A 23545-nucleotide genomic window follows, 5' to 3' on the forward strand; every position below is an offset into this window, starting at 1 on the left:
GAGATCATTCATGCCTCGCGACAGCGACAAAGACAACGATTCCCGCGGCCGGCGTGATCGAGGCCCGGCCAAGGGAGCAGCAAAGGGCCGCTCCGGCAAGGCGCGCGGCCCCGAGAAGAAGTTCGCCAAGCGCGGTTTCGAGGGCAAGAGCGAGAGGAAGGGCGACAGCCGCCCTCCCCGCGAGGGTCGCGAGGACCGTCCGTTTCGCCGCCGCGAGGAGGGCGATGCCCCGCGCCGAGATTCTTCCGACCGTCCGCGCTTCAAGCGCGACGATCGCGGCAATGAAGGCCGCGGCGAGCGCAGCTTCAAGCCGCGTGGCGACCGTCCTTTTTCCGATCGTGGATCGCGCGATGGCGACAAGCGCTCCTTCAAGCCGCGCGGTGACCGCCCGTCCCATGGCCGCGACGATCGTCCGCCGCGCAGCCGCGATCGCGACGAGTCCCGTCCCGCCGGCCGGTTCGGCGACAAGAAGTTCGGCGACAAGCGGCCGTATTCGCCGCGCGGCGACCGTCCGGAGCGTCCGTTCGACGGCGAGCGAAAGTTTTCGCGGGGCGGTCCGGATCGCGACCGTGGCGATCGCGGCGATTCAAAGCCCTGGCAGAAGCGCGACGCGGCTCCGCGCGGCGATCGGCCGCCGCGCAAGGATTTCGGCAAGGGTCCGCGCAAGGATTTCGGCAGCCGTGACCGCAGCGAGGACAAGCCCTGGCAAAAGCGCGACGACCGCCGCGAAGGCGGCCGCGGCGAGGATCGTCCGCGGTTCTCGCGCTCACGCGACGATCGCGCATCGGGTGATCGCCCGTTCCGCGAGCGGCCCAAATTCGACCGGCCGCGCGAGGATCGTCCAAAATTCGATCGGCCCCGTCGTGACGGCGATGGCGACCGCGGCGGACGTGGTGGCGACCGGCCGAAATTCAATCGTCCGCGCGAGCGGTCGGAAGGCCGTTCCGATTGGCACGAGCATCCGCGCAGCGAAGGCCGTTTCGGCGATCGCCCGCGCCGTGAAAACGAGAATGAAGCCAGGATCTTCGAGAAGCGTCCCGCCTTCGGCGGCCGTGGTGCCTATCGCGAGCGCGATCGTGATGTCGACCGGCGGCCGCGCCGGGAAGAAGAGCCGAAGCCGAAGAAGGCCGGCGAGCGCATCGCCAAGGTGCTGGCGCGTGCGGGCCTCGCCTCGCGCCGCGATGCCGAGGAGATGGTCACGCAGGGCCGTGTCACCGTCAATGGCCGCGTCATCAACTCGCCCGCGCTGGACATCACGAAGAACGACGTCGTCATGGTCGACGGTAAGCCGTTGCCGGAGCGCGAGCGCACGCGGCTATTCCTCTATCACAAGCCGCGCGGACTGATGACCACGCATGACGACCCCGAGGGGCGTCCGACCGTGTTCGACAATCTGCCGGAAGGTCTGCCGCGGCTGATCAGTGTCGGCCGGCTCGATTTCAATACCGAAGGCCTCTTGCTGCTCACCAACGACGGCGGGCTCGCGCGCACGCTCGAGCTGCCCGATACCGGCTGGCTACGCCGCTACCGCGTTCGCGCCCACGGCGACGTCACCCAGGTGCAGCTCGACGAGCTCAAGAATGGCATCGAGATCGAGGGCGTCAAATACGGTCCGATCGAGGCGACGCTGGAGCGCGATCAGGGCGCCAATGTCTGGCTGGTGTTCGCGATCCGCGAAGGCAAGAACCGCGAGGTGCGCAACGTCTGCGCCCATCTCGGGCTCGAGGTGAACCGGCTGATCCGCGTCTCCTATGGCCCGTTCCAGCTCGGCGAGGTTCCCGAAGGCCAGGTCGAGGAGATCAAGTCGCGGGTGCTGCGCGAGCAGCTCGGCGACAAGGTGATCGAGAAGTCGGGGGCGCAGTTCGACGTGCCCGCGAAGTCGGCCGCGCGTGTCGACGACGCACCGAGCGAGAAGAAGCCCGCCAGCAAGCGCGCCGTGATCAACGACCGCAAGGGCCGCCGCGTGCTGGTGCAGCGCACCGGCAGCGAGGAGGCGCGCGAGCGCAACGAGGAACAGGCCAGCGGCTACGGCCCGCCGCGCCGTCCCAAGCGCGGCTATCACGGCAAGCGCGACCTGACGCCGCGGGATGGCGAGTAAGCTTCAATGCTTGGAGCGATGCCGACATTGCGCAACAGGTCGTCATGGCCGGGCTTGACCCGGCCATCCACGTCTTGCTTGCGTCTACTGCTGAAGAACGTGGATGCCCGGGACAAGCCCGGGCATGACGGAGTCGTGTAATGCGCGTCGTCGGCGGTCGCTTGAAGGGGCGCAATCTCGCCTCGCCGTCCTCGCGCGACATCCGCCCGACGGCGGACCGCTTGCGCGAGTCGGTGTTCAACATCCTCGTGCACGCCTATGACGATCCGATTGCCGATGCGCGCGTGCTCGATCTCTTCGCCGGCACCGGCGCGCTCGGCATCGAAGCGGTCTCGCGCGGGGCGAAGTTCACGCTGTTCGTCGACAATGGCGCGGAAGCGCGGGCACTGCTGCGCAACAATGTCGAGACGCTGGGCCTGGGTGGCGTCACCAAGGTCTATCGCCGCGACGCGACCGATCTCGGGCCTGCGCATCCCGTCGAGCCGTTTTCGCTGGTGTTCCTCGATCCACCCTATGGCAAGGGCTTCGCGGAGAAGGCGCTGGCGTCCTTGCGTGACGGCGGCTGGCTGACGCCGGGCGCGCTGCTGGTGGTGGAGGAAGCGAAGGCCGCGCAGTTCGTGACGCCGGACGGCTTTGAGGAGCTGGAGCGACGGACGTATGACGATACGGAGTTCGTGTTCTTGCGGAAGCTGTAGGATGGGTAGAGCGAAGCGAAACCCATCGTCTCACCGCGTGAGTGGAATTGATGGGTTTCGCTTCGCTCTACCCATCCTACAAGGCCGGCGCTACCTTCGCCCGAACAGCTTCTCTACATCGCTCAGCTTCAGCTCGACATAGGTCGGCCGGCCGTGATTGCACTGGCCGGAGTTCGGGGTGTCCTCCATCTCGCGGAGCAGCGCGTTCATTTCCTCCGGCCGCAGCCTGCGGCCGGCGCGCACCGAGCCGTGGCAGGCCATGGTGGCGGCGACGTGCATCAGGCGGCGTTCGAGCGGCAGCGCCTCGTCCCACTCGGCCATGTGCTCGGAGAGATCGCGCAACAGGCCGCCGGCATTGGTCTTGCCGAGCAGCGAGGGCGTCTCGCGCACCGCGACTGCGCCGGGGCCGAAGGATTCGATGGCGAGACCGAACGAGGCGAGCTCGTCGCTGCGCTCCAGGAGGCGCTCGACCGTCGCCTCGTCCATCTCGACGATCTCGGGAATGAGCAGGATCTGCCGCTGCACGCCGTTCGCGGCCAGCGAGGCCTTCAGCCGCTCGTAGACGATGCGCTCATGCGCGGCATGCTGGTCGACGATGATCAGCCCGTCGCGGGTCTGCGAGACGATATAGGTCTCGTGGATCTGCGTGCGCGGCGCGCCGAGCGGGCGGTCGACGAGGTCCGCCACCGGCTGCGTCTCGATCCGCACGTCCGCGCTGGGGGCACCGACGTCGAACGCGGCCTGCGCGCGCTCTGCAAAAGCGGATGTCGCGGCGCCCTCGAAAGACGGCATCGGCGCGACGGGGGCGGCGGGCGAGGCGCGCCAGTCCCAGCTCGCCGGGCGCTGCGGCGTGAAAGCGGGCCGGAACGCGGACAAGGCGCTCTCGCCGCTGTTGGCGGCGGTGCGGCGTCCCTCGCGCGCGAGACCTTCCTTCAATCCGTGCACGATCAGCGCGCGAACAAGGCCGGCATTGCGGAACCGCACCTCGGTCTTGGCCGGATGCACGTTGGCGTCGACCTCGCGCGGATCGAGCGTGACGAACAGCGCCAGCACCGGATGGCGGTCGCGCGGCAGATAGTCGGAATAGGCCGCGCGCACCGCGCCGAGAATCAGCTTGTCCCGCACCGGGCGGCCGTTGACGAAGAGATATTGCCCGAGTGCGTTGGCCTTGGTCAGCGCCGGTGCCGCCGCATAGCCGGCGACGACGACGCCCTCGCGCTCGGCATGGATCTCGATGGCGTGGCTGCGAAACTCCGCGCCCAGGATGTCGCCGAGCCGGGTCAGCCGGCCGGCGGCGCCGGGCAGCGCCGCCGCCCAGGTCACCGGCGCGCGCTCCTCACCGGCAAGCGTGAAGGCAATGTCGGGCCGCGCCATGGCGAGCCGCCGCACCACCTCGCGGATCGCTTCGGCTTCGGTGCGGTCGGTCTTCAGGAACTTCAACCGCGCCGGGGTCGCATAGAAGAGGTCGCCGACCTCGACGCGCGTGCCGTGCGCCAGCGCCGCCGGCATGATCTCGGATTTCTCGCCACCTTCGACCGTCAGCGCCCAGGCATGCGGCTCGCTGGCATGGCGTGTGGTGATGGAGAGCCGCGCGACGGAGCCGATCGAGGGCAGCGCCTCGCCGCGGAAGCCGAGGGTCCGAATCTGGAGCAGGTCCTCGTCGTCGAGCTTGGAGGTGGCATGGCGCTCGACCGCGAGCGCGAGGTCTTTCGCGGTCATGCCGCCGCCGTCATCGGTGATGCCGATTCGCCGCCGCCCGCCGCCGTCGGTGAAGACGTCGATCCGGCTCGCACCGGCATCGATCGCGTTCTCGACCAGTTCCTTGACCACGCTCGCAGGCCGCTCGACCACCTCGCCGGCGGCGATGCGGTTGACGATCTGTTCGGGAAGTTGGCGGACAGGCATAGGTTCACTCGGTGAATGTCCCAGTGTAACGCCGCCCGGCAACAAATGCATGGGTAAGGTCGCACTTCCCACATACCAGATGTGGGAAATCCCGCGCCTCGGGCAGTTCCGATGAAATGCGGCGTTCGTGCGCGGGTGCCGCATATGAGGAGCGTAATTCCGCGAAACCGCCGCGAAATCCCTAAACGATCAACACATGAGACCGTTTGCATCACGGGTGCGCCGTTCGCACTCTTTGCGCGATGTGATGGTCCGGTCCGAAAGGAACGGCGTGGAGAATCGCCGAACCGTTCATCGCGAGCAAATCCAGGAGAAATGGATGAAGTTGGTGAAGACCTCTGCAATCGCATGCGCTCTCTCGGCTCTCATTGCGACGCCCGTTCTCGCGCAAGGCACATCGTCCGGCGTCAAGTCCGGCGGCACCGTGCAAAGCAAACCGATGCAGGGCGGCGCGACCATGGGCAGTGAGGATGACGACGTCGGCGCTCAGCAGGGGAGTGCCGGCGAGAAGGTTGGCATGAAGTCGGGCAGGGGGACCAAGGGTAACGCTGCAACCACGGGCAGTGCGACACACAAGGGCACGGCCGACGATTCGGCTGCGACCGGCAAGCGCTACTGAAGTCAGCTTGCGAAGCGCAAACCTCCGGTCGCACCGCGGCCGGAGGTCTTGCTCGATCAATCGTCGAAGTCGCGGCCGCGCTTTGCCTTGACATCGCTGCGGCGCTTCTTGCCCTCGAGCCGGCGCTGCTTTGAGCCGAAAGTCGGTTTTGTCGCGCGCCGCGGCTTTGGCCGCACCATCGCCTCGCTCAGGATTTCGACCAGCCGGTCGATGGCATCCTGGCGATTGCGCTCCTGGGTGCGGAAGCGCTGCGCCTGGATCACGATGACGCCATCCTTGGTCATGCGCTGGCCGGCGAGGCGGGCGAGGCGTAGCGCCGCATCCTCCGGCAAGGTCAGCTTGCGCGTGTCGAAGCGCAGTTGCGCCGAGGTCGCGACCTTGTTGACGTTCTGCCCGCCCGGGCCGGAGGCGCGGACAAAGCCGATCTCGATGTCGTCCTCGTCGATGACGAGATCGCGGGATATCCGCAGCATGATGGCACCAGGAAAAGGATTCGCGCGCGCACCATAGCTGCTTTGATGGAAGTTTGCCGCGCTCTATCCGTTCCCTCCCCCTTGTGGGGAAGGGGCAGGGGAGGGGGTAGCCATGGGCGCCCGTGCGGCAGCCAGGGAACGCTGCTGCTTGCAATAAAGATCAGTTCGACTTCGTCGCCGGAGCCGCGGTCGGCTGCGCCGCGGCCTGCGGGGCGCGGCCGACGACGACGGTCAGTAGGCCCTGGCCCCAGAGCCGCTTGGCGGCCGCCTTGGCGTCGTCCAGCGTCACGGCATCGACGATGGCGTTGCGCTTCTCGATATAGTCGATCGGCAACTTGTCCTGCTGGTACTGCAGCAGCGCTTGCGCCAGCTTGGAGGAGGTGTCGAGCGCCAGCATCTGCGAGCCCTTGAGGTACGACTTGGCCTCGTCGAGCTCCTTCTGCGTCGGGCCTTCCTCGGCGATCCGGCGCACTTCCTTCTCGATGGCATCGATGGTGTCGCCGGAGCGGTCGGCGCGCGTGCCGGTATTGCCGATGAAGATCGCCGAATGCTCCATCCAGAGCAGCGATTCGAACACCGAATAGGCGAGGCCGCGCTTCTCGCGGACCTCGCGATAGAGACGCGAGGACAATCCGCCGCCGCCGAGGATGTGGTTGACGACATAGGCCGCCATGAAATTGGGATCGCTGCGCTTCACCCCGGGCCCGCCGAAGGTGATCACGGTCTGCGGCACGTCGAGGGTCACGAAGGCGCGTTGCGGCGGCCTTGCGGCCTCGACGTCAGGGACCGGCGTGAGGTTGCCCTTGGCGGGCAGGCTGCCGAAGGTGTGGTCGAGCAGCTTGCCGAGCGTCGCCGGATCGACGTCGCCGACGACCGCGACCTTCAGCCCATCCCTGGCCAGCACGCGGCCGACATAGTCCTTCATGTCGGAGACCGTGATGGTCGGCACGCTGTCGAGGTTGCCGTTGGTCTGCCGGCCGTAGGGATGATCGCCGAAGGCGACTTCCAGGAATTTGCGGCTCGCCAGCGAGGTCGGGTTGGTGGTCTCGCGGCGCAGGCCCGAGATGACCTGCGAGCGGATGCGCTCGACATCGGCGGTGTCGAAATGCGGCGAGGTCAGCGCGCTCCGCAAGAGATCGAAGGCCTCGTCCTTGTTGTCGCGCAGCATGCGCAGGCTGCCGCGGAAGGCGTCGCGGGTGGCGCTGAAGGACAGCTCGATGGCGCGGCGGTCGAGCCGCTCGTGGAAGGTCTTGGAATCGAGATCGCCGGAGCCTTCGTCGAGCAGGTCGCCGACCAGATTGGCGACGCCGGACTTGTCCTTGGGATCCTGGGCCGAGCCGCCGGCAAAGGAATATTCCATCGCGATCAGGGGCACGGTCGCGTCCTGCACGAACCAGGCCTCGATGCCGCCGGGCGAGACCAGGCGCTGAATCTTTGCGGCGGCGAGCGACGGCGACACCGCAGCGAGCGCGAGCGCGGCGCCGGTGACGAAAGAGAATGCAACGTGTCGAAGGAAGGGATAGGTCACGACCGCTTCTCCTCGCGCTTGGCAGCACTGGTGTCCTTGATCAGATAGCCCGTGACCGAACGCTTCTTCTCGAGCCATTTCTGCGCGACGGCGCGGACCTGCTCGGCGGTGACCGCGCGGATGCGGTCGGGCCAGCTCCTGATGTCCTCGATCGACAGGCCGGTGGTCAGCGCGCCGCCGTACCAGCGTGCCAGCACCGCCTGGTTGTCCTGGGCGTAGATCGCTTCCGCGATGAGCTGGGTCTTCACGCGCTCCAGATCCTCGGCGCGGATCGGGTTCTGCGCCACGTTGGCGATGACGCCGTCGACCGCCTGCTCGACCTCTGCGAAGCTGACGCCGGCTTTCGGCGCGGCCGAGATCGCGAACTGGGTCGGATCGAGCGAGATGCTCGAATAGCTGGCGTTGGCGGAGACCGCGAGCGGCTTGTCGACGACGAGGGCGCGGTAAAGATAGGAATTGCTGCCGCTGCCCATCAGCTGCGCCAGCACGTCGAGGGCCGCGCTCTCGCCGGCCGCGGCCGTGGTTGCCGACGGTACGAGATAATAGCGCCGCATGTTCGGCTGCTCGACGCGCGGATCGGCCAGCGTGACGGTGCGCGGGGCGGCGGGCTCAGGCTCCTGCGGACGGACGCGCCGCGCCGGGATCGCTGATTGCGCCGGGATCGAGCCGAAATTGCGCTCGACCAGCGGGCGAATTTCGGCGGCGTCGACGTCGCCGGCGATCACCAGGATCGCGTTGTTCGGCGCATAGAAGCGGCGATAGAAGGCGAGCGCGTCCTCGCGATCGAGCTTCTCGATCTCCTGATGCCAGCCGATCACCGGCCGGCCGTAGGGATGATTGAGGTAGAGCGCAGCCATGATCTGCTCGTTCAGCCGCGCGTCGGGATTGTTGGCGACGCGCATGTTGTATTCTTCGAGCACGACGTCGCGCTCGGGCAGCACGTTCTCGTCCTTGAGGATCAGGCCGGTCATGCGGTCGGCCTCGAACTCCATCATGGTCGGCAGCTGCTCCTTCGGCACACGCTGGTAGTAATTGGTGTAGTCGACCGAGGTCGAGGCGTTCTCGTTGCCGCCGACGCGGAGCACGGTCTGGGAGAATTCGCCGACGGGATGCTTCGAGGTGCCCTTGAACATCAGGTGCTCGAGGAAGTGCGCGAGCCCGGATTTTCCCGGCGTCTCGTCGGCCGAGCCGACCTTGTACCAGATCATCTCCGTGACCACGGGCGTGCGGTGATCCGGGATCACCACCACCTGCATGCCGTTGCTGAGCGTGAAGCTGGCGGGTGGGGCCGATGTGACCGTGGTCTGGGCGAGGGCCGCACCGGCCGTCAGGACACTGGTCGAAAGCAGCGCGGCAAGGAGGCGGGCAGCCGATCGGTAAGAGGACATCATGATCCTTTTGGAACGCCGAGTCCGGATCTCCGGCTCGGAGGCACGGCATGCTACACCGTGCGGCTGAGGCTTCGCGTCACGAAGCAGAGAACGCCATCAACTCGGGAGCAAGCCAGCGGCCGAAGCCATACAAGGGCCGGCGGCCAGCTCCGCGGTCCGACATGTTCGCGTCGGAGCAGGAGCGCTATTGCTCCTTCTCCTTGCCGGACCGGACGTCGAAATAGGTCCGCTTCGAGTTATCCGGCCCGGAGCCGTAGGCGTAGTTCGGCGAGGGCGTCTGATATCCGGGCGGCGGCTCCACCAGCGATTGGCGTGGGGGCTCCGACGTAAACTGCTTCGACTCGGGCCCGTTTCCTTTGAACAGATTCCATAGCCCGCCGGTGTATCCGAGCTGGGCGGGGCTGAGAGTCGGATTGGCGGTGTTGCTGCCCGGCTGAACCGGATCATTGCCGCTCTTTTCGGCCGCGGCCGTCTTGTGGGCGTTGATCTCGGCGGGCGAGAGCGGCCGGGCATTCTTCCAATACTCAGTCGCCTTGTTGTCGCCCCCCTTCTTCCGCGCGGCAATGGCGTCCTTGCGGCGCTTCTCGTCGGGGTCCTTCGGCCAGTTTGGCGCAACCGCGGCCTCCGTCGCGGCCGGCGGCGGCAGGTCGAGCTTGGGCGGCACGACCAGCGGCGAACGCTCACGGTATTCGATGCCGGGCTTCGACATGCTCTTGGCGCCGAGGCCCGACATCAGATTGTCGATGAGCTTCTCTTCGAAGGTCATGTCGTCGTCCTCGTCGTCACCAGCGCGCGCGGCGCCGGTCGACATCACGAGGCCAATGCCGAGCGCGACAGCGGATAATTTCAAAGCCCGCCAGAACCCCCATCGGGGGTCTCGAACCATTGACCCGCTGGTCTTCGAGCTGCGCATTACGATACCTGTTCCATATTGTGGCAGATCGCCGCTCAAATGCGGCCAGTCCCTCGTAAAAACCGGGTTCCGCCTGCCGGTCCGTATCGGCCGGGATCAGGGCGCTTTTGCGGCGGGTATCCCCAGGAAGGAATCATACAATAGCGCCGCCACCCCAGCAACGATCGCCACGTCCGCGAGGTTAAACACGTACCAATTATAGGTATTTCCGGCGATCTCGATGTGGAACAGGGCGAAATCGACCACCGCGCCATAGGCCAGGCGGTCGATGCCGTTGCCGATGGCGCCGCCGATGATCAGGCCTAGCGCAATCGTGGCGAGCCTGGTGTGCGAGCGGGCCATCCAGATCGCCAGCGCGACCACGGCGAGGACCTTGACCGCCATCAGCGCAAGCTGCGCCGCCTGGTTGTCGGTCTGGAGCCAGCCGAAGCTGATGCCGATATTCCAGGCCAGCACCAGGTCGAAGAACGGCGTCACCTTGACGACGCCGCGCCGGGCAAGGTCGAACCCGTTCAGCAGCCAGAGCTTCGAGGCCTGGTCGGCCGCGAGCGTGACCATTGCCGCGAGGATGCCGGCGCCAAGCGGGGTCATGCGGGGAATCAGACCGCCACTCCCAACGCCTTCCATTCGCGCAGCGCCTTGGCGTCGCGCGGGGTGACGTCGGGATATTCGGCGTCTTCGCCGACCATCGGGGAGATCTTCCAGGAGCGGGCGCATTTGGTGCCGACCGCCTTCTCCACCACGACCGCGACACCGGGCACCGCATCGAGACGGAACGCCGAAGCCGGCGCCTCGCCCTCCCGCACCTCGTAATTCGAGGTGATGCAGACTTCAGCCAGATCGATGTCGAACAGCGTCATCAGCATGTCGCGGTCGGCGACATAGATCACCGGCGAGGCCTCCAGCGAGGAGCCGATGTTCTTGGCGGCGCGTTCGAGCTCGAGCGCCCCGGTGACGACGCGGCGGACGTTGCGGATCGTCTCCCACCTCGCGGCGAGCTTGTCGTCGCGGAAGTCTTCGAGATCGGTCGGGAACAGCGTCAGATGCACCGACGCTTCGGCGCCGGGGCGATACATGCGCCAGGCTTCCTCCGCGGTGAAGCTGAGGATCGGCGCCAGCCATTTCAGGATCGAGGTGCACAACAGGTCGATCGTCGTCAGCGCGGCCTTGCGCGTCAGCGAGGATGGCGGATCGCAATACAGCGTGTCCTTGCGGATGTCGAAATAGAACGCCGAGAGCTCGCTGTTGAGGAAGGCGGAGAGGGTCGCGACCACGGTCTTGTAGTCGAACTCCCGATAGGCCTTGTCGACGGCGGCGGCGCGCACCGCCAACTCGTGCAGCATCAGGCGCTCGAGCTCAGGCATCTCGGCCGGCGGAACTGCGTCGGCCGGCTTGTAATGATGCAGCGTGCCGAGCATCCAGCGCACGGTGTTGCGCAGCTTGCGATAGGTCTCGACGGTGTTCTTCAGGATCTCCGCGCCGATGCGCTGATCGTCGGTGTAGTCGCAGGACGCGACCCAGAGCCGGAGGATGTCGGCGCCGGATTCCTTGATGACGGCCTGCGGCTCGATGGTGTTGCCGAGCGACTTCGACATCTTGCGGCCGTCCTCGGCCTGGGTGAAGCCGTGGGTCAGCACGATGTCGTAAGGCGCGCGGCCGCGGGTGCCGCAGCTTTCCAGCAGCGAGGAGTGGAACCAGCCGCGATGCTGGTCCGAGCCTTCCAGATACATCACCGTGTCGGTGCCGCCGTCGACCTTGCGCTTGATGCCGGCGAGCCCGGGAAACTGCACGGGGTCTTCGAGCACGAAAGCGTGGGTCGAGCCGGAATCGAACCAGACGTCGAGAATGTCGTCGACCTTCTGCCAATCCTCGCTCGCGCGCGCGCCCAGGAAGCGCTCGCGCGCGCCGGTTGCGTACCAGGCGTCGGCGCCTTCCTGCTCGAAGGCCTCGCCGATGCGCGCGTTCACCGCCTCGTCCTGCAGGATCTCGGCGGAGCCGTCGCCCTTCTCGCGCACGAACACGGCGATCGGCACGCCCCAGGCGCGCTGGCGCGAGATCACCCAGTCGGGCCGGGCTTCGATCATGCCGTTGATGCGGTTCTCGCCCGACGGCGGCACCCATTGCGTCACCGAGATCGCGTGCAGCGCGCGGGCGCGCAGCGTGTCGCCGCTCTTCGTCTTGCCGCCTTGCGCAACATCCTTGTCCATCGCGATGAACCATTGCGGCGTGTTGCGGAAGATCACCGGCTTCTTGGAGCGCCAGGAGTGCGGATATTGATGCTTCAGCCGGCCGCGCGCGAGCAGCATGCCTCGTTCGACCAGCGCCTTGATCACGGCCTCGTTGGCATCGCCCTTCTCGCCCTTGTCGTTGATGACGCGCTTGCCGGTAAAGCCCGGCGCATGATCGGTGTAGGCGCCGTTCTCGTCGACGGTGTAGGGGATCGCCGTGTTGATGCCGCGCGCGTCGAGATCGCGCGCCTGCGCCATCCAGGCATCGAAGTCCTCGCGGCCATGGCCGGGCGCGGTGTGCACGAAGCCGGTGCCGGTGTCGTCGGTGACGTGGTCGCCGGGCAATAGCGGCACGATGAAGTCGTAGCCGCCGGCGAGGCCTTTGAGCGGATGGGCGCATTCGATCGCGTCCATGGTGTCGCCGGGGACGTCGCGGAGCTTCTCGTAAGCGGTCACGCGCGCCTGCTTGAAGACCTCTTCAGCGAGCGCGTCGGCGAGGATCAGGAGATCGCCCGTCCTGGTCCAATTGTCGGCGGGCGCATCCGTCACCTTGTAAAGGCCGTAGGCGATCTTCGGGGAGAACGAGATGGCGCGGTTGCCGGGCAGCGTCCAGGGCGTGGTGGTCCAGATCACGACGCTTGCGGAGGCGAGCGCACCGTGCGCGGGCGAGGTAACCGGGAATTTCACCCACACCGTATCGGAGGTGTGGTCCTCGTACTCCACCTCGGCCTCGGCCAGCGCTGTCTTCTCGACCACGCTCCACATCACCGGCTTGGAGCCGCGATAGAGCGTGCCGTTGGCGGCGAACTTCATCAGCTCGCGCGCGATCTGGGCCTCGGCCGGGAAGCTCATGGTGGCGTAGGGATGGTCCCAGTCGCCGATGACGCCGAGGCGCTTGAACTCCTCGCGTTGCACGCCGAGCCATTGCGTGGCGTAGGCGCGGCATTCCCGGCGGAAGTCGATCATCGCGGCAGAGTCGCGGAAGTCGGGCTTCTGCTTGCCCTTCTTGCGATAGTGCTCTTCCTCGACCTTCCACTCGATCGGCAGGCCGTGGCAGTCCCAGCCCGGCACGTAGTTGGAATCGAAGCCGAGCATCTGCTGGCTCTTGGTGACGAGGTCCTTGAGAATCTTGTTCAGCGCCGTGCCGATATGGATGTTGCCGTTGGCGTAGGGAGGGCCGTCATGCAGCACGAACTTGGCGCGGCCACGGGCAGCCTCGCGCAGCTTCTCGTAGAGGCCGATCTCGTACCAGCGCTTGAGGATCTCCGGCTCGCGCTGCGGCAGGCCGGCGCGCATCGGGAATTCGGTCTGCGGCAGGAACAGGGTCTTCGAATAGTCTTTGGCTTCAGATTTTTGGGACTTTTGCGGCTTTTCGGACATGAGGCTGACTGGCTCGGAATGGCGCGGGAACGGATGGCGATGCGGAATCGCGGGGGTGAAACGACCAAATCCCGGTCTTGCGCCGAGCCCCTGGGCTCAGGCGGAAGCCGGGCTGCTAATCCCTATGATGCGCCGCGCAAACATGGGCTCTCCATAGCAGGGGGGCGGAGGAAGCGCAAAGGTTCGGGAAGGCCGGGTTTGGGGTCAATCGACGGCGCCGAGCCGTGGAAACGCGTCCGGGGCGGCGGCCAGGATGGCGCGGGCGCGGGCGGAATCGTCGTCCATCTGCCGGATCAGGGCTTCGATCCCCTCGAACTTCAGCTCCTCGCGAATGAAGCCGATGAAGGCGCAATCCAGCGCCTGCCCGTAGAGATCGCCCTTGAAGTCGAACAGGAAGATTTCCAGCAGCGGGGCGCCATTGTCGAAGGTCGGGCGGCGCCCGAAGCTTGCAACCCCGTCCAGCCGCTCAGTGCCGCGGCCGACCCGCACCGCATAGATGCCGTGCTTCAGGCCGCAATTGGCATCGAGGCGGATGTTGGCGGTGGGATAGCCAAGATCGCGGCCACGCTTCTCGCCGTGGATCACCTCGCCGGTGACGAACCAGGGCGCGCCCAGCATGGTGGTGGCCTCGTCGAGCTGGCCTTCGGCGAGGGCGATGCGGATCGCGCTGGAGGACACCGGCCGCTCGTCGATATCGACATGCGGCTGCACGTCGACCTCGATGCCGAGCCGGGGCGCCTCGTTGACCAGCAGGCTCGGCGAGCCGACCCGTCCCTTGCCGAAATGGAAGTCGTACCCCACCGCGATCCCGCTGACGCCGAGCCGTCCGATCAGCTCATGGTGAATGAAATCTTGCGCGCTGGTTCCGGCGCGTGCCTTGTCGAAGGTCATGACCACGGCGCCGGCAAGCCCGGTGCCGGCCAGAAGCCGCAGCTTGGCCTGCTCGTCCGTCAGGCGGAATTGCGGGGTATTGGGGCTGAAGAACCGCCGCGGATGCGGCTCGAAGGTCAGCGCCAGCGCGGGGCGGCCATGCGTCCGGCCCATTTCCAGGGCGGCGGCGATCACCGCGCGGTGACCGAGATGAACCCCGTCGAAATTGCCCATGGCGACCACGGCGCCCCTTGGAATCGCGGAAACGGGCGTGGTGTCGCGGATAACGTTAAAATGCGGGGCCATCAGGGGAATTCTCGAACCGGCGGGACCGGCCGGGACCGTGGCGCGACCGGCCCGATGAAGTCAAGCGGCAGGGGGAGCGCCGAATCCCACGCAATTTCAGTTCGTTCGGGACGCCCCCAATTAACGCGCTGTTTAACGCCTTGGTGCTAGTCCTTGCATCTGGAACAGGCGGGCTCCGGCCCGGCAGGTCCGATCGTAATATTCCTGGGTATGCGTTGGGGGAGTCGAGATGGCGGTTGATTTGTCGATGCCGGTTCTGGTGGTGGATGACTACAGCACCATGATCCGTATCATCAGGAATCTGCTGAAGCAGCTTGGCTTCGAGAACATCGATGATGCCAGCGACGGTTCGGCAGCGCTGAACAAGATGCGCGGCAAGAAGTACGGGCTCGTGATCTCCGACTGGAACATGGAGCCGATGACGGGGTACGACCTCCTGCGCGAAGTGCGCGCGGATCCGAACCTCGCCACCACGCCCTTCATCATGATCACGGCGGAATCCAAGACCGAGAACGTGATCGCGGCCAAGAAGGCCGGCGTGAACAATTACATCGTCAAGCCGTTCAACGCGGCGACGCTGAAGACCAAGATCGAGGCGGTGTTCCCGGACATGGCAAGCGCGTAAGGCGCGCACCTGACCGCAAAATAACTGTCTATCGAGATCGTCATGCCCGGGCTTGTCCCGGGCATCCACGTTCTTGGATCTGCAAAGTAAGTCGTGGATGGCCGGGTCAAGCCCGGCCATGGCGGCGCCGAGGGCACAGTCATTGGTCTAAGCCCGCGCCACCTGCGCGGACTTCGCCGTCACCACTTCAATTCGCGCATCAGCGCCTTCGGCGGGTGGCCGAACAATTCCATCACCGATGCCGGGTCGAGCTGGTCAAGGCCCTCGAACTCCTCGGCATGGATGCCGCGGGTCACGAACAGGCAGTCGATGCCGAATTCGCGCGCGCCGGTCAGGTCGGTGCGGACGGAATCGCCGATCGCCAGCACCTTCTTCCGGTCGATCTGGTGGCCCTGGCGTTCACCGGCGAGCGCCATGGCGCGCTCGTAGATCGGCCGGTGCGGCTTGCCGTAGAAGATCACTTCGCCGCCGAGCTCGCGGTAGAGCTCCGCGATGGCGCCGGCGCAGTAGATCAGCCGGTCGCCGCGCTCCACCACGATGTCGGGGTTGGCGCAGACCAGCGTCAGCTTGCGCTCGCGCGCCTTCAGCATCATGCCGCGATAGTCCTCCGCCGTCTCGGTCTCGTCGTCATAGAGGCCGGTGCAGACGATGTAGTCGGCTTCCTCCAGCGGCGCGGCCTTCGCATCGAGGCCGCGATAGATCGAGTTGTCGCGCTCGGGCCCGAGCCAGAACATCTTGCGGCCGGGATGCTCGGCGACATAGAGCCGGGTCAGGTCGCCCGAAGACACGATGGCGTCGTAGGTCTCGTCGGCGACGCCGAGCTTGCGCAATTGCCGCTGCACGGAGTCCGCCGGCCGCGGCGCGTTGGTGATCAGGATCACCGTACCGCCGCGGCTGCGATAGGTGTGCAACGCCTCGCAGGCTTCGGGGAATGATTCGAGGCCGTTATGGACGACGCCCCAGATGTCGCTGAGAACGACCTCCACACCGCCCACGAGCTCGCGCAGGCCTTCGGCGAAATGCAGCGTGGTCATGATACGCGCGGCCGATCAGATGCGGCGCGCCAGCGCCGCGTTGCCGGTGATGCGTTGTGCCGGAGCAGCGGCTGACGTCGCGCCAGATGTCGCGCCTTGGCTGGGGGGAGCGGAGCCATTGGATCCTTGCGTGTCCTGCGCCTGGTTCGGCGCGGCCCCGCCGGTAGCAGATGCCCCTTCCGGCCGCAATGGCCGGGGCGGCGCAAACAGGAAGCCCTGGCCGAACCGCACGTCATAGTCGAGCAGGTCCACGACCGCGCGCTCGCCTTCGATCCTTTCGGCGATCAGGTCGATGCCGAAACGGCCGAGCAGGTCGGAGAGGTCGGACGGATGGATGTCCGAGGTCGATGCCCGCCTGGGGTCGAGCAGCAGCGCGGCCGGCACCTTGATGAAGCGCACCCCTCGATCGGCCAGCTCGCGCGGCTCGATGCGCAGATCCGTGACGTGGTCGATCGAGAAACGGAAGCCGCGCTGGGCGAGTGCCGCGAGATTCTCGGTCTCGGCCGGGCCGAGATTGCGGAACGTCGATTGCTTGAACTCCAGCACCAGCGAGGGCGCCAGCGCCCGGTTGGCTTCGAGGAAGTCGAGGCATTGCGCGAAGGTGGTGGAATTGCCGAGCGTGGACGCCGCGACGTTGCAGAACACGCCGACGTCCTTGTTGCGCACCATCAGGCGCCGCAGCACCTGCACACAGCGCAGCATCACCATGTTGTCGATGCGCCCGATCAGCCCGGAAGCCTCCGCGATGCTGATGAACTCCTCGGCTGCGACCAGCTGGTCGCGTTCGTCGCGCAGGCGCGTCACCGCCTCGTAGAACCGCACCTTGCGCTGCGGCAACGTCACCATCGGCTGGAGGAAGATGTCGATGCGGTTCTCGTCGATGGCGTTGCGTAGCGTCGCCAGCAATTGAGTCTGGTTGCGCCCGGTGGCGGCCTGAATCGGGTTGGAGGTCGCGGCCTGGACCGCCGGCGCCGGCCGCGGCTGCGCCGATGGAGGTGGAGGCGAGGGTGCTGCGGGAAGCGCGGGAGGGGCGGCTGGCCGCTCCTCGAACGGCGCAACCAGGTCGATCGGCGCCTCCGGCTCGGCCGTGGCGACCGGGGCGGGAGCCGCTGCGCTGCCGGCCAGCATGTCCTCGTGGGCCGACACGGTGGTGGCGAGCTGCCTGACCAGTCCGCCGAGCTCGTTGATCTCGCCGACCACCGACTGGATGCGGTCGGAGTTGGTGGAATTGGACGAGGCGATGCGTCCCTCGATCGCAGCCAGCCGGCGGCCGAACTCGGCCACCTGGCGGGCGAGGTCGGCAGTGCCGCGCGACAGATCCGCGATCTGGCCGCCGACGTCGCTGCGGTCACGCAGCCGCATCGACACGGCGTTGTAGAGGATCAGGAAGGTCAGCGCGGTGAGCGCCACGATCGCGGACTCGGTCCCGCTGATGCCGGCGACGGCGTAGAGCGCAAGCCCGAGCGAGGCTGCGACCAGAACCATGCAGATGGCGATGAAAATCGTCGAAATGCGAATCATGCCGCGCGTTACGCCTCAAGAGCTGACTGCCTCACCCGGGAAAACACGGGTCGCGATGCGATTCCGTCCTGCCTCGTGCCCCCAAAGCAGCATGAGCTTAACACCATTGTTGATTCGAGGGGATAGCAGCCCCACTGAGGCTCAAGTCAATCCGGCCCGGCGAAAGCCTTCGAGGTAGCGTTCGCGGTCGCTGGCAAGCTTGACCGGCATGAACTCGGCGAGCCAGGCGAGCGAGATGTTCGGCTGGGCACGGCGGAGTTCCTTCAGCGCCGCGTGGGCGAGATCCCTCTGCCCGGCCATGCCGGCCGCCGCCGTCAGTACCCGATGCGCGCCGACGAAATCGCTGCGCTGGCGCAGGGCCTCCTGAGCGAGGCGGATCGCCTCAGCGTCATCGCCGCCGAGGAAGCGGGCATAGGCGGCTATACCGTAATAGACGGGGGCATAGGGATCGCGCGGGCTGAGGCGGATCGCCCGCCGCGCGGCCTCGTCGGCATCCCGCCAGCGGCCGCAATAGCCGAGCGCCAAACCATAATAACCCTGCGCCAGGGCGAAATTCGGATTGAGCCGCAGTGCCGTCTCGAATTCGGCCAGAGCATCCTGGAACCGGCGTGCAAACAAATTGACGTGGCCGAGCGCGTTGTGCGCCCAGGCATCCTCGCTGTCGGCACGGATGGCGGCCCGTGCGGCACGTTCGGCACCGGTGATTGCGCTGTCCATGTCCATCCAGCCCATATGAGCCGTGAACATGTAGCTCGTCCCGAGCAGCCCGAGCGCCTTGCCATAGTTCGGGTCGAGCGCGATGGCTTTTTCGAGCAGGGCCTGCGCGACGACGTGATCCTGCCGTGTCACACGCCAGTAATGCGACAGCGCGCGCATCACGAGATCCCAGGCATCCATGCTATCCGGCGGCTTGCGTTGGGCGCGAAAGCTTTCCGCTGCATAGAGCTGCGGCTCGATCGCCGCGACGATAGCTTCGGTGATCTCGTCCTGCACGGCAAAGACGTCGGCAAGCTCGCGATCGTAGCGTTCGGCCCAGAGATGACTGCCGGTGGCGACATCGTTGAGCTGCGCGCTGATGCGGACGCGGTCACCGTCCTTGCGGACGCTGCCTTCGACGACGTAGCGAACACCGAGTTCTTGGGCGACCTCACGCAGATGAACCGCGCGGCCCTTGTAGATGAATGAGGAGTTACGCGCGATCACGAAGAACCAGCGCAGCTTCGATAGCGCGGTGATGATGTCCTCGCTGATGCCGTCGGAGAAATAGTCCTGCTCGGCCTCGCCGCTCATATTGATGAATGGCAGGACCGCGATGGCAGGCCGGTCGGGCAGCGGCAAGCCTGTAGCGGCTGCCGGCCGGCTCGTCGCTGCCGGCGTCGCCGCCTCGGAGAGTTCGGTGACTTCACCGACAAACCGGACGCCCTTGCGCGCAATGGTGCGGATCAGCCGCTGCTCCTCACCATTGTCGTCGATGGCGCGCCGCGCGGCGTTGATCCGGCTGGTGAGAGTCGATTCCGAGACGACGCGGCCGTTCCAGACCGCGTCGAGCAGATCGTCCCGCGTCACCACGCGTTCGCGGTTGCGAAGGAGATAGAGCAGAAGATCGAACACCTGGGGCTCGAGCGCTATCAGCGTCTTCGCGCGACGCAATTCGCGCCGCCCGGCATCGAGCACGAAATTCTCGAAATGAAACGCCACGCCAACCTCGGTTCGGGCTCGGAAATCAAGGTCCTCTCAGCGTAAAATAATGCCGCTCTCAAGGCCAGCGCGCCGCATGCGCCCTATCGTCCCGGCGTTTTCAACCCCGGAGAATTGCCATGTCGACATCCGCCGCGCTCAACCAGGTTCCCACCCAGCCCGATCTTGCCGCCATCAAGCAGCGCCAGCATGGCGCCTGGTCTTCGGGCGACTATGCCGTCGTCGGCACCACACTGCAGATCGTCGGCGAGCAACTCTGTGAAGCCTTGGACTTGCGCGCCGGCAGCAAGGTGCTGGACGTCGCCGCCGGCAACGGCAACGCGACGCTGGCCGCGGCGCGGCGCTGGTGTGACGTCACATCCACCGACTATGTGCCGGCGCTGCTCAAGCGCGGCCAGGAACGTGCGGCGGCGGACCATCTGACGGTCGAATTTCGCGAGGCTGACGCCGAAGCGCTGCCGTTTGCGGACGCGAGTTACGACGTCGTGCTCTCGACCTTCGGCGTGATGTTCACACCGGACCAGGAAAAGGCGGCCTCCGAGCTTGCACGCGTCTGCAAATCCGGCGGCAAGATCGGGCTCGCCAACTGGACCCCGCAGGGTTTCATCGGCCAGCTGTTCAAGACCATCGGCAAGCATCTGCCGCCGCCAGCCGGCGTGAAGTCGCCGGCGCTGTGGGGCACGCCGGCGCGGCTCGAGGAGATGTTCGCAAGCCAGGCCTCGGATATAACGGCTGAGCCGCGCATGTTCGTGTTCCGCTATCGCTCGCCCGAGCACTGGCTCGATGTCTTCAAGACCTTCTACGGGCCGACGCTGAAGGCGTTTGCCGCGCTCGACGAGAGCGGGCAGGCCGCGCTGCGACGCGATCTCCTGGCGCTGCTCGGCGAGTTCAACCATGCCGATGACGGCACCATCGTCGTGCACAGCGAATATCTGGAAGCCGTGATTACCAAGCGCTGAGATGCCGTTCGATCGGGCCGGATGAGCTCCGGCCCGATCGTCGTCATGGGCTAAAATGGCGCGGCGGCGCCGACGGTGTCGGCCGAGACCGCATCGCGGGTGCCGAGCGGCTTGGGCTGCCCCTCGGTCGTGTCCTTCAGCGTCTGCCGCTCGATCTCCGAATTCAGCTCGGCGCCGAACATGATGACGATCGCCGACATCCACATCCACGTCATCAGGCCGATCGCGGCGCCAAGAGAACCATAGGTCGCGTTGTAGTTGGCGAACTCAGAGAGATACCAGGACAGCAGCGCCGAACCGGCGATCCAGAGGAGGGCGGCCGTCACAGCGCCGAGGCTCAGCCATTGCCAGCGCGGTGCATCGCGACTGGGCGCGAAGCGGTAGAGGATCGCGAGCGCCACCAGCAGGATGAGGAACATGAGCGGCCATCGTGCCAGCGCCACGATCAGCTTGCCTTCGGGCGACATGCCGATGTGATTGAGTGCCAGCGGGAAGGCGACGACAACCCCTACCATCACCAATAGGGCCACGATGCCGCCGATTGTGAAGGCGAGCGACACCATGTTGAGCTTGATGAAGCTGCGCTTCTCACGCTCCTCATAGGCCACGTTGAGGGCATCGAAGATCGCCTTGACCCCGGCATTGGCGCTCCAGATCGCCAGCAGGAGGCCGAACAGGAAGGCGGCACCCAGCGTGGTATTGCCGTTCGAGACCACGCGCGCCACCTGGTCCTCGACGATCTGGAACGAGCCCTCGGGCAGCATGGTCGCCAGCGTCTGCAGATTGGCGCTGATCGTCGCGGGATCAGCGAACAGGCCGTAAGAGGAAACCAGCGCCGTGACCGCCGGAAAGATCGCGAGCAGCCCGAAGAACACGACACCGCCCGCGGTCGCGAGCAGGCGGTCCTCGTCGATGCGCTGATAGGTCCGCCAGAAGATATCCTTCCAGCCGGCCCACGGGATTGAGAACGGGCTCTTGGCATGGCGGCCGCGGCCGGGCTGCACGGCCGCGCGCGCCGGGTGTGTTTCCGGTGAATTCGCCTCGCCTTTGCGGTGGTCTTGCGGAGGCCCCGACCCGGCCAGGCCAGAGTCCTGAAAGTAGCGCTCCGCCGTCAGTACGAACACGGCTGTCGCCGCCACCAGCAGCCAGGAGTCGATCTGTTCGGAGCGCCGCACCAACATCAAGCGTCCAATCGATGACCGTGGCGCCTGCGGCGCGCCGCCGTATACCCTGCCAGTCCAATCGCCGCGAGCATCAGGCCAAGCTGCACGGATCGGTTGGTGCGAACCGGCCAGGCTCTTGCGCCTTGGCGGCGCTCGCCCGGCGCCAGCGGCGCAAGGGGAATCGTGGTCGCGACCTCCTTGACGGCCTCCTTGACCGTTCCGCGGGGAATCCGCGGGGTCGCAATGGCAACGCGCAACCGGCTGGCAAGCGGCACGATCGGCTTGGCTTTGCGCCTCATCTGCGCCATCGCCACCCCGGCGCAGACCGCCGCCAGCACCAGCAGCACGCCCGCGACGACACCGAAGCCCCAGAACTGCCCGTAGCTGATGGCGACCCAGCGGTACAGGGCGATCAGGCCGACGAAAAATGTCGCCACGACGAACAGCCCCGCGGCCGCGAACAGCCCGCCGGCCACGGCGTAAGACGTTACCTTGCCGGTGGCCTGGCTGGTCTGGTCGCGCAGATAGGATTGCGCGGCGCGTTTGACGTGATTGAGCTTCAGCGCCATGCCGGCGCGCAGCAATTCGCCCGATGGCGCGAGCATCTGGAGATCCTCCGGGAGCGAGAAAATTCGTTCGGAGGATGAACGTGGCCGAATTTGACTTGTTCCGACGGAGCTCGGTCCGTCTGATGAATCAGGCGAGATCGGCGGCCGCGATCCAGAATACCTCGCCTTCGGACTCCTCGGTGTCGAGCCAGAGCAGCGGCAGGTCCGGAAAGGCCTCGTCGACCAAGTCCCGGCCGCGGCCGATCTCGCAGATCAGCCCGCCGGCCGGCGTCAGGTGATCTGGCGCCTCGCGCAGGATGCGGCGCACCACATCGAGGCCATCGGCGCCGCCATCGAAGGCGAGCTTGGGCTCGGCCCGGCATTCCGGCGGCAGCGCGGCCATGCCTTCGGCATCGACGTAAGGCGGGTTGGTGATGATCAGATCGTATCTGTTGTCGCCGAGCGGGGTGAACAGGTCGCCGCGATACAGGCTGATGCGGTCCTCCAGCCCGAACTCGCCGACGTTCCGTGCGGCGACTTCGAGCGCGCCCTTGGAGATGTCGACGGCATCAACAATGGCATTCGGGAAATGATGCGCGGCGAGGATGGCGAGGCACCCCGACCCCGTGCAGAGATCGAGCACGCGCCCGACGGCGGTGGGATCGTCGATCAGCGAGCCGGCCTCGCCGTCGCCGCCGAAATGCGAATCCAGGAGCTCGCCGATGAAGGAGCGCGGAACAATGACGCGCTCGTCGACATAGAAGGGCAGGCCGCGCATGTAGATCTTGTTGACGAGATAGGCGGCCGGTTTGCGCGTGGTCACGCGTTGGTGGATCAGATCGAGGACGGTCTTGCCTTCCGCGGCCGTGACGCGCGCGTTGGCGAAGCTCTCGACCTGTTCGGGATGCAGATGCAGCGCCTCGCAGACCAGAAAGGCGGCTTCGGCGACCGGATCGGTCGTGCCGTGGGCAAAAGCGAGCTTGGCTTCATTGAAGCGGCTCACCGCATAGCGGACGAAATCGAGCAGCGTGAGGAGCTCGCCGCGTCCGACTTTCGCGAGCTTTAGCGCGGCGCGGCTGCGCGCAGTCTTCTTGGTTGCTCTTGCCATCAGGATTTGGTCCAGCGTGCGGCGGCTTCGTCGTCACGGGCCTGGGCTTCGACCCAGCCGGTGCCGGTGGCGCTCTCTTCCTTCTTCCAGAACGGCGCGTTGGTCTTGAGGTAATCCATCAGGAACTCGGCCGCCTGGAACGCGGCCTGGCGATGCTGCGAGGCGGTCAGCACCAGCACGATGTTCTGGCCCGGCATGAAGCGGCCGACACGGTGGATCACCGTGACGCCGTTGAGCGGCCAGCGCGAAACGGCCTCGTCGGCATGACGCCTGATCTCTTCCTCGGCCATGCCGGGATAATGCTCGAGCGTCAGCGCCGCGACCTTCGCGCTGTCGTCGTCGGCGCGGCAGATGCCGGAGAAGCTCACGACCGCACCGATATCGGTCCGGCTCTGGGTCAGGACCGCGATCTCGCGGGCGATGTCGAAATCGTCTTCCTGAATCCGGATGGTGACGGGGCAGGTGGCGACAGGGGTAGTCATG

General features: G+C 66.4%; 20 protein-coding genes. 5 read left to right on the top strand and 15 right to left on the bottom strand.

The genetic code is table 11. The annotated features are described in order from the left end of the window. Window positions 1-10: 10 nt before the first annotated feature. Both D6B98_RS22105 and rsmD read left to right on the top strand, forming a co-directional pair. Window positions 11-2098 carry a pseudouridine synthase gene (locus tag D6B98_RS22105; protein WP_164718781.1) on the top strand — a complete coding sequence of 696 codons (2088 nt, stop codon included), beginning with the start codon at window positions 11-13 and terminating at the stop codon, window positions 2096-2098. Between the two features lie 140 nt (window positions 2099-2238). Beyond that, window positions 2239-2793 (top strand): 16S rRNA (guanine(966)-N(2))-methyltransferase RsmD, encoded by a 555-nt coding sequence (rsmD, locus tag D6B98_RS22115; RefSeq protein ID WP_126259039.1) that lies wholly within the window; start codon window positions 2239-2241, stop codon window positions 2791-2793. A gap of 90 nt (window positions 2794-2883) precedes the next feature. Here rsmD and mutL read toward each other — a convergent pair whose 3' ends face one another. Beyond that, window positions 2884-4698: a DNA mismatch repair endonuclease MutL gene (mutL, locus tag D6B98_RS22120; protein WP_126259040.1), complete on the bottom strand. Its 1815-nt coding sequence runs from the start codon at window positions 4696-4698 to the stop codon at window positions 2884-2886. Between the two features lie 196 nt (window positions 4699-4894). Between mutL and D6B98_RS22125 the strand changes: the two genes are divergently transcribed. Beyond that, on the top strand, window positions 4895-5317 hold the full coding sequence (locus tag D6B98_RS22125; RefSeq protein ID WP_245481441.1) for a hypothetical protein: 423 nt from the start codon (window positions 4895-4897) through the stop codon (window positions 5315-5317). Window positions 5318-5373: 56 nt separating this feature from the next. Here the strand turns inward: D6B98_RS22125 and arfB are convergent, their stop codons facing one another. The 7 genes from arfB to D6B98_RS22160 form a co-directional block, all read right to left on the bottom strand. After that, window positions 5374-5790: an alternative ribosome rescue aminoacyl-tRNA hydrolase ArfB gene (gene arfB / locus D6B98_RS22130; protein WP_126259041.1), complete on the bottom strand. Its 417-nt coding sequence runs from the start codon at window positions 5788-5790 to the stop codon at window positions 5374-5376. 160 nt (window positions 5791-5950) lie between these two features. Beyond that, on the bottom strand, window positions 5951-7318 hold the full coding sequence (locus tag D6B98_RS22135) for a M16 family metallopeptidase (protein WP_164718782.1): 1368 nt from the start codon (window positions 7316-7318) through the stop codon (window positions 5951-5953). After that, window positions 7315-8709: a M16 family metallopeptidase gene (locus tag D6B98_RS22140; RefSeq protein WP_205680514.1), complete on the bottom strand. Its 1395-nt coding sequence runs from the start codon at window positions 8707-8709 to the stop codon at window positions 7315-7317. Before D6B98_RS22140 ends, D6B98_RS22135 begins: the two co-directional genes overlap by 4 nt. 184 nt (window positions 8710-8893) lie before the next feature. Beyond that, window positions 8894-9622, bottom strand: coding sequence for a hypothetical protein (locus D6B98_RS22145; RefSeq protein WP_126259044.1), 729 nt, complete (start codon window positions 9620-9622; stop codon window positions 8894-8896). 96 nt (window positions 9623-9718) lie between these two features. After that, complete coding sequence (gene lspA / locus D6B98_RS22150; RefSeq protein WP_126259045.1) at window positions 9719-10213, bottom strand: signal peptidase II; 495 nt, start codon at window positions 10211-10213, stop codon at window positions 9719-9721. An 8-nt stretch (window positions 10214-10221) separates the two neighbouring features. Beyond that, a complete protein-coding gene (ileS, locus tag D6B98_RS22155) occupies window positions 10222-13230 on the bottom strand; it encodes an isoleucine--tRNA ligase (RefSeq protein WP_126259046.1) in 3009 nt (1002 codons plus the stop codon). Window positions 13231-13434: 204 nt separating this feature from the next. Next, a complete protein-coding gene (locus D6B98_RS22160) occupies window positions 13435-14406 on the bottom strand; it encodes a bifunctional riboflavin kinase/FAD synthetase (protein WP_126259047.1) in 972 nt (323 codons plus the stop codon). 229 nt (window positions 14407-14635) lie between these two features. On the opposite strand from D6B98_RS22160, the gene D6B98_RS22165 reads away from it, so the two are divergent. Then, the gene (locus D6B98_RS22165; RefSeq protein WP_008567674.1) at window positions 14636-15031 is read left to right on the top strand and encodes a response regulator; all 396 of its coding nucleotides are present in this window, start codon (window positions 14636-14638) and stop codon (window positions 15029-15031) included. Between the two features lie 179 nt (window positions 15032-15210). Here D6B98_RS22165 and D6B98_RS22170 read toward each other — a convergent pair whose 3' ends face one another. The 3 genes from D6B98_RS22170 to D6B98_RS22180 all read right to left on the bottom strand — a co-directional run bounded on the left by D6B98_RS22170 (window position 15211) and on the right by D6B98_RS22180 (window position 19284). Then, window positions 15211-16065, bottom strand: coding sequence for a TIGR01459 family HAD-type hydrolase (locus tag D6B98_RS22170; RefSeq protein WP_126259048.1), 855 nt, complete (start codon window positions 16063-16065; stop codon window positions 15211-15213). A 15-nt stretch (window positions 16066-16080) separates the two neighbouring features. Further along, on the bottom strand, window positions 16081-17586 hold the full coding sequence (locus D6B98_RS22175) for an EAL domain-containing protein (RefSeq protein WP_126259049.1): 1506 nt from the start codon (window positions 17584-17586) through the stop codon (window positions 16081-16083). A gap of 141 nt (window positions 17587-17727) precedes the next feature. Further along, window positions 17728-19284: a winged helix-turn-helix domain-containing protein gene (locus tag D6B98_RS22180; protein ID WP_164718783.1), complete on the bottom strand. Its 1557-nt coding sequence runs from the start codon at window positions 19282-19284 to the stop codon at window positions 17728-17730. A gap of 119 nt (window positions 19285-19403) precedes the next feature. Between D6B98_RS22180 and D6B98_RS22185 the strand changes: the two genes are divergently transcribed. After that, window positions 19404-20243 carry a class I SAM-dependent methyltransferase gene (locus D6B98_RS22185; RefSeq protein ID WP_126259050.1) on the top strand — a complete coding sequence of 280 codons (840 nt, stop codon included), beginning with the start codon at window positions 19404-19406 and terminating at the stop codon, window positions 20241-20243. A gap of 50 nt (window positions 20244-20293) precedes the next feature. Here D6B98_RS22185 and D6B98_RS22190 read toward each other — a convergent pair whose 3' ends face one another. The 4 genes from D6B98_RS22190 to D6B98_RS22205 all read right to left on the bottom strand — a co-directional run bounded on the left by D6B98_RS22190 (window position 20294) and on the right by D6B98_RS22205 (window position 23544). Next, window positions 20294-21424: a YihY/virulence factor BrkB family protein gene (locus D6B98_RS22190; RefSeq protein WP_126259051.1), complete on the bottom strand. Its 1131-nt coding sequence runs from the start codon at window positions 21422-21424 to the stop codon at window positions 20294-20296. Further along, entirely contained in the window at window positions 21424-22011 is a 588-nt protein-coding gene (locus D6B98_RS22195; RefSeq protein WP_126259052.1) for a phage holin family protein, read from the bottom strand. The genes D6B98_RS22190 and D6B98_RS22195 overlap by 1 nt, the downstream gene beginning before the upstream one ends. A gap of 91 nt (window positions 22012-22102) precedes the next feature. Beyond that, window positions 22103-23062, bottom strand: a complete 960-nt coding sequence (gene prmB / locus D6B98_RS22200) for a 50S ribosomal protein L3 N(5)-glutamine methyltransferase (protein WP_126259053.1) — start codon at window positions 23060-23062, stop codon at window positions 22103-22105. After that, entirely contained in the window at window positions 23062-23544 is a 483-nt protein-coding gene (locus D6B98_RS22205) for a molybdenum cofactor biosynthesis protein MoaE (protein ID WP_126259054.1), read from the bottom strand. Before D6B98_RS22205 ends, prmB begins: the two co-directional genes overlap by 1 nt. Window position 23545 lies beyond the last annotated feature (1 nt).

The sequence above is a fragment of the Bradyrhizobium sp. LVM 105 genome (assembly GCF_003957705.1).
In the GTDB taxonomy this organism is placed as follows: domain Bacteria; phylum Pseudomonadota; class Alphaproteobacteria; order Rhizobiales; family Xanthobacteraceae; genus Bradyrhizobium; species Bradyrhizobium frederickii.

Bases quoted from the DNA above. Each gene is read 5' to 3' on its own strand.
- D6B98_RS22105 (WP_164718781.1), top strand. From the start codon at position 11: ATGCCTCGCGACAGCGACAAAGACAACGATTCCCGCGGCCGGCGTGAT.
- rsmD (WP_126259039.1), top strand. From the start codon at position 2,239: ATGCGCGTCGTCGGCGGTCGCTTGAAGGGGCGCAATCTCGCCTCGCCG.
- mutL (WP_126259040.1), bottom strand. From the start codon at position 4,698: ATGCCTGTCCGCCAACTTCCCGAACAGATCGTCAACCGCATCGCCGCC.
- D6B98_RS22125 (WP_245481441.1), top strand. From the start codon at position 4,895: ATGAGACCGTTTGCATCACGGGTGCGCCGTTCGCACTCTTTGCGCGAT.
- arfB (WP_126259041.1), bottom strand. From the start codon at position 5,790: ATGCTGCGGATATCCCGCGATCTCGTCATCGACGAGGACGACATCGAG.
- D6B98_RS22140 (WP_205680514.1), bottom strand. From the start codon at position 8,709: ATGATGTCCTCTTACCGATCGGCTGCCCGCCTCCTTGCCGCGCTGCTT.
- D6B98_RS22145 (WP_126259044.1), bottom strand. From the start codon at position 9,622: ATGCGCAGCTCGAAGACCAGCGGGTCAATGGTTCGAGACCCCCGATGG.
- lspA (WP_126259045.1), bottom strand. From the start codon at position 10,213: ATGACCCCGCTTGGCGCCGGCATCCTCGCGGCAATGGTCACGCTCGCG.
- ileS (WP_126259046.1), bottom strand. From the start codon at position 13,230: ATGTCCGAAAAGCCGCAAAAGTCCCAAAAATCTGAAGCCAAAGACTAT.
- D6B98_RS22160 (WP_126259047.1), bottom strand. From the start codon at position 14,406: ATGGCCCCGCATTTTAACGTTATCCGCGACACCACGCCCGTTTCCGCG.
- D6B98_RS22165 (WP_008567674.1), top strand. From the start codon at position 14,636: ATGGCGGTTGATTTGTCGATGCCGGTTCTGGTGGTGGATGACTACAGC.
- D6B98_RS22170 (WP_126259048.1), bottom strand. From the start codon at position 16,065: ATGACCACGCTGCATTTCGCCGAAGGCCTGCGCGAGCTCGTGGGCGGT.
- D6B98_RS22175 (WP_126259049.1), bottom strand. From the start codon at position 17,586: ATGATTCGCATTTCGACGATTTTCATCGCCATCTGCATGGTTCTGGTC.
- D6B98_RS22185 (WP_126259050.1), top strand. From the start codon at position 19,404: ATGTCGACATCCGCCGCGCTCAACCAGGTTCCCACCCAGCCCGATCTT.
- D6B98_RS22190 (WP_126259051.1), bottom strand. From the start codon at position 21,424: ATGTTGGTGCGGCGCTCCGAACAGATCGACTCCTGGCTGCTGGTGGCG.
- D6B98_RS22195 (WP_126259052.1), bottom strand. From the start codon at position 22,011: ATGCTCGCGCCATCGGGCGAATTGCTGCGCGCCGGCATGGCGCTGAAG.
- prmB (WP_126259053.1), bottom strand. From the start codon at position 23,062: ATGGCAAGAGCAACCAAGAAGACTGCGCGCAGCCGCGCCGCGCTAAAG.
- D6B98_RS22205 (WP_126259054.1), bottom strand. From the start codon at position 23,544: ATGACTACCCCTGTCGCCACCTGCCCCGTCACCATCCGGATTCAGGAA.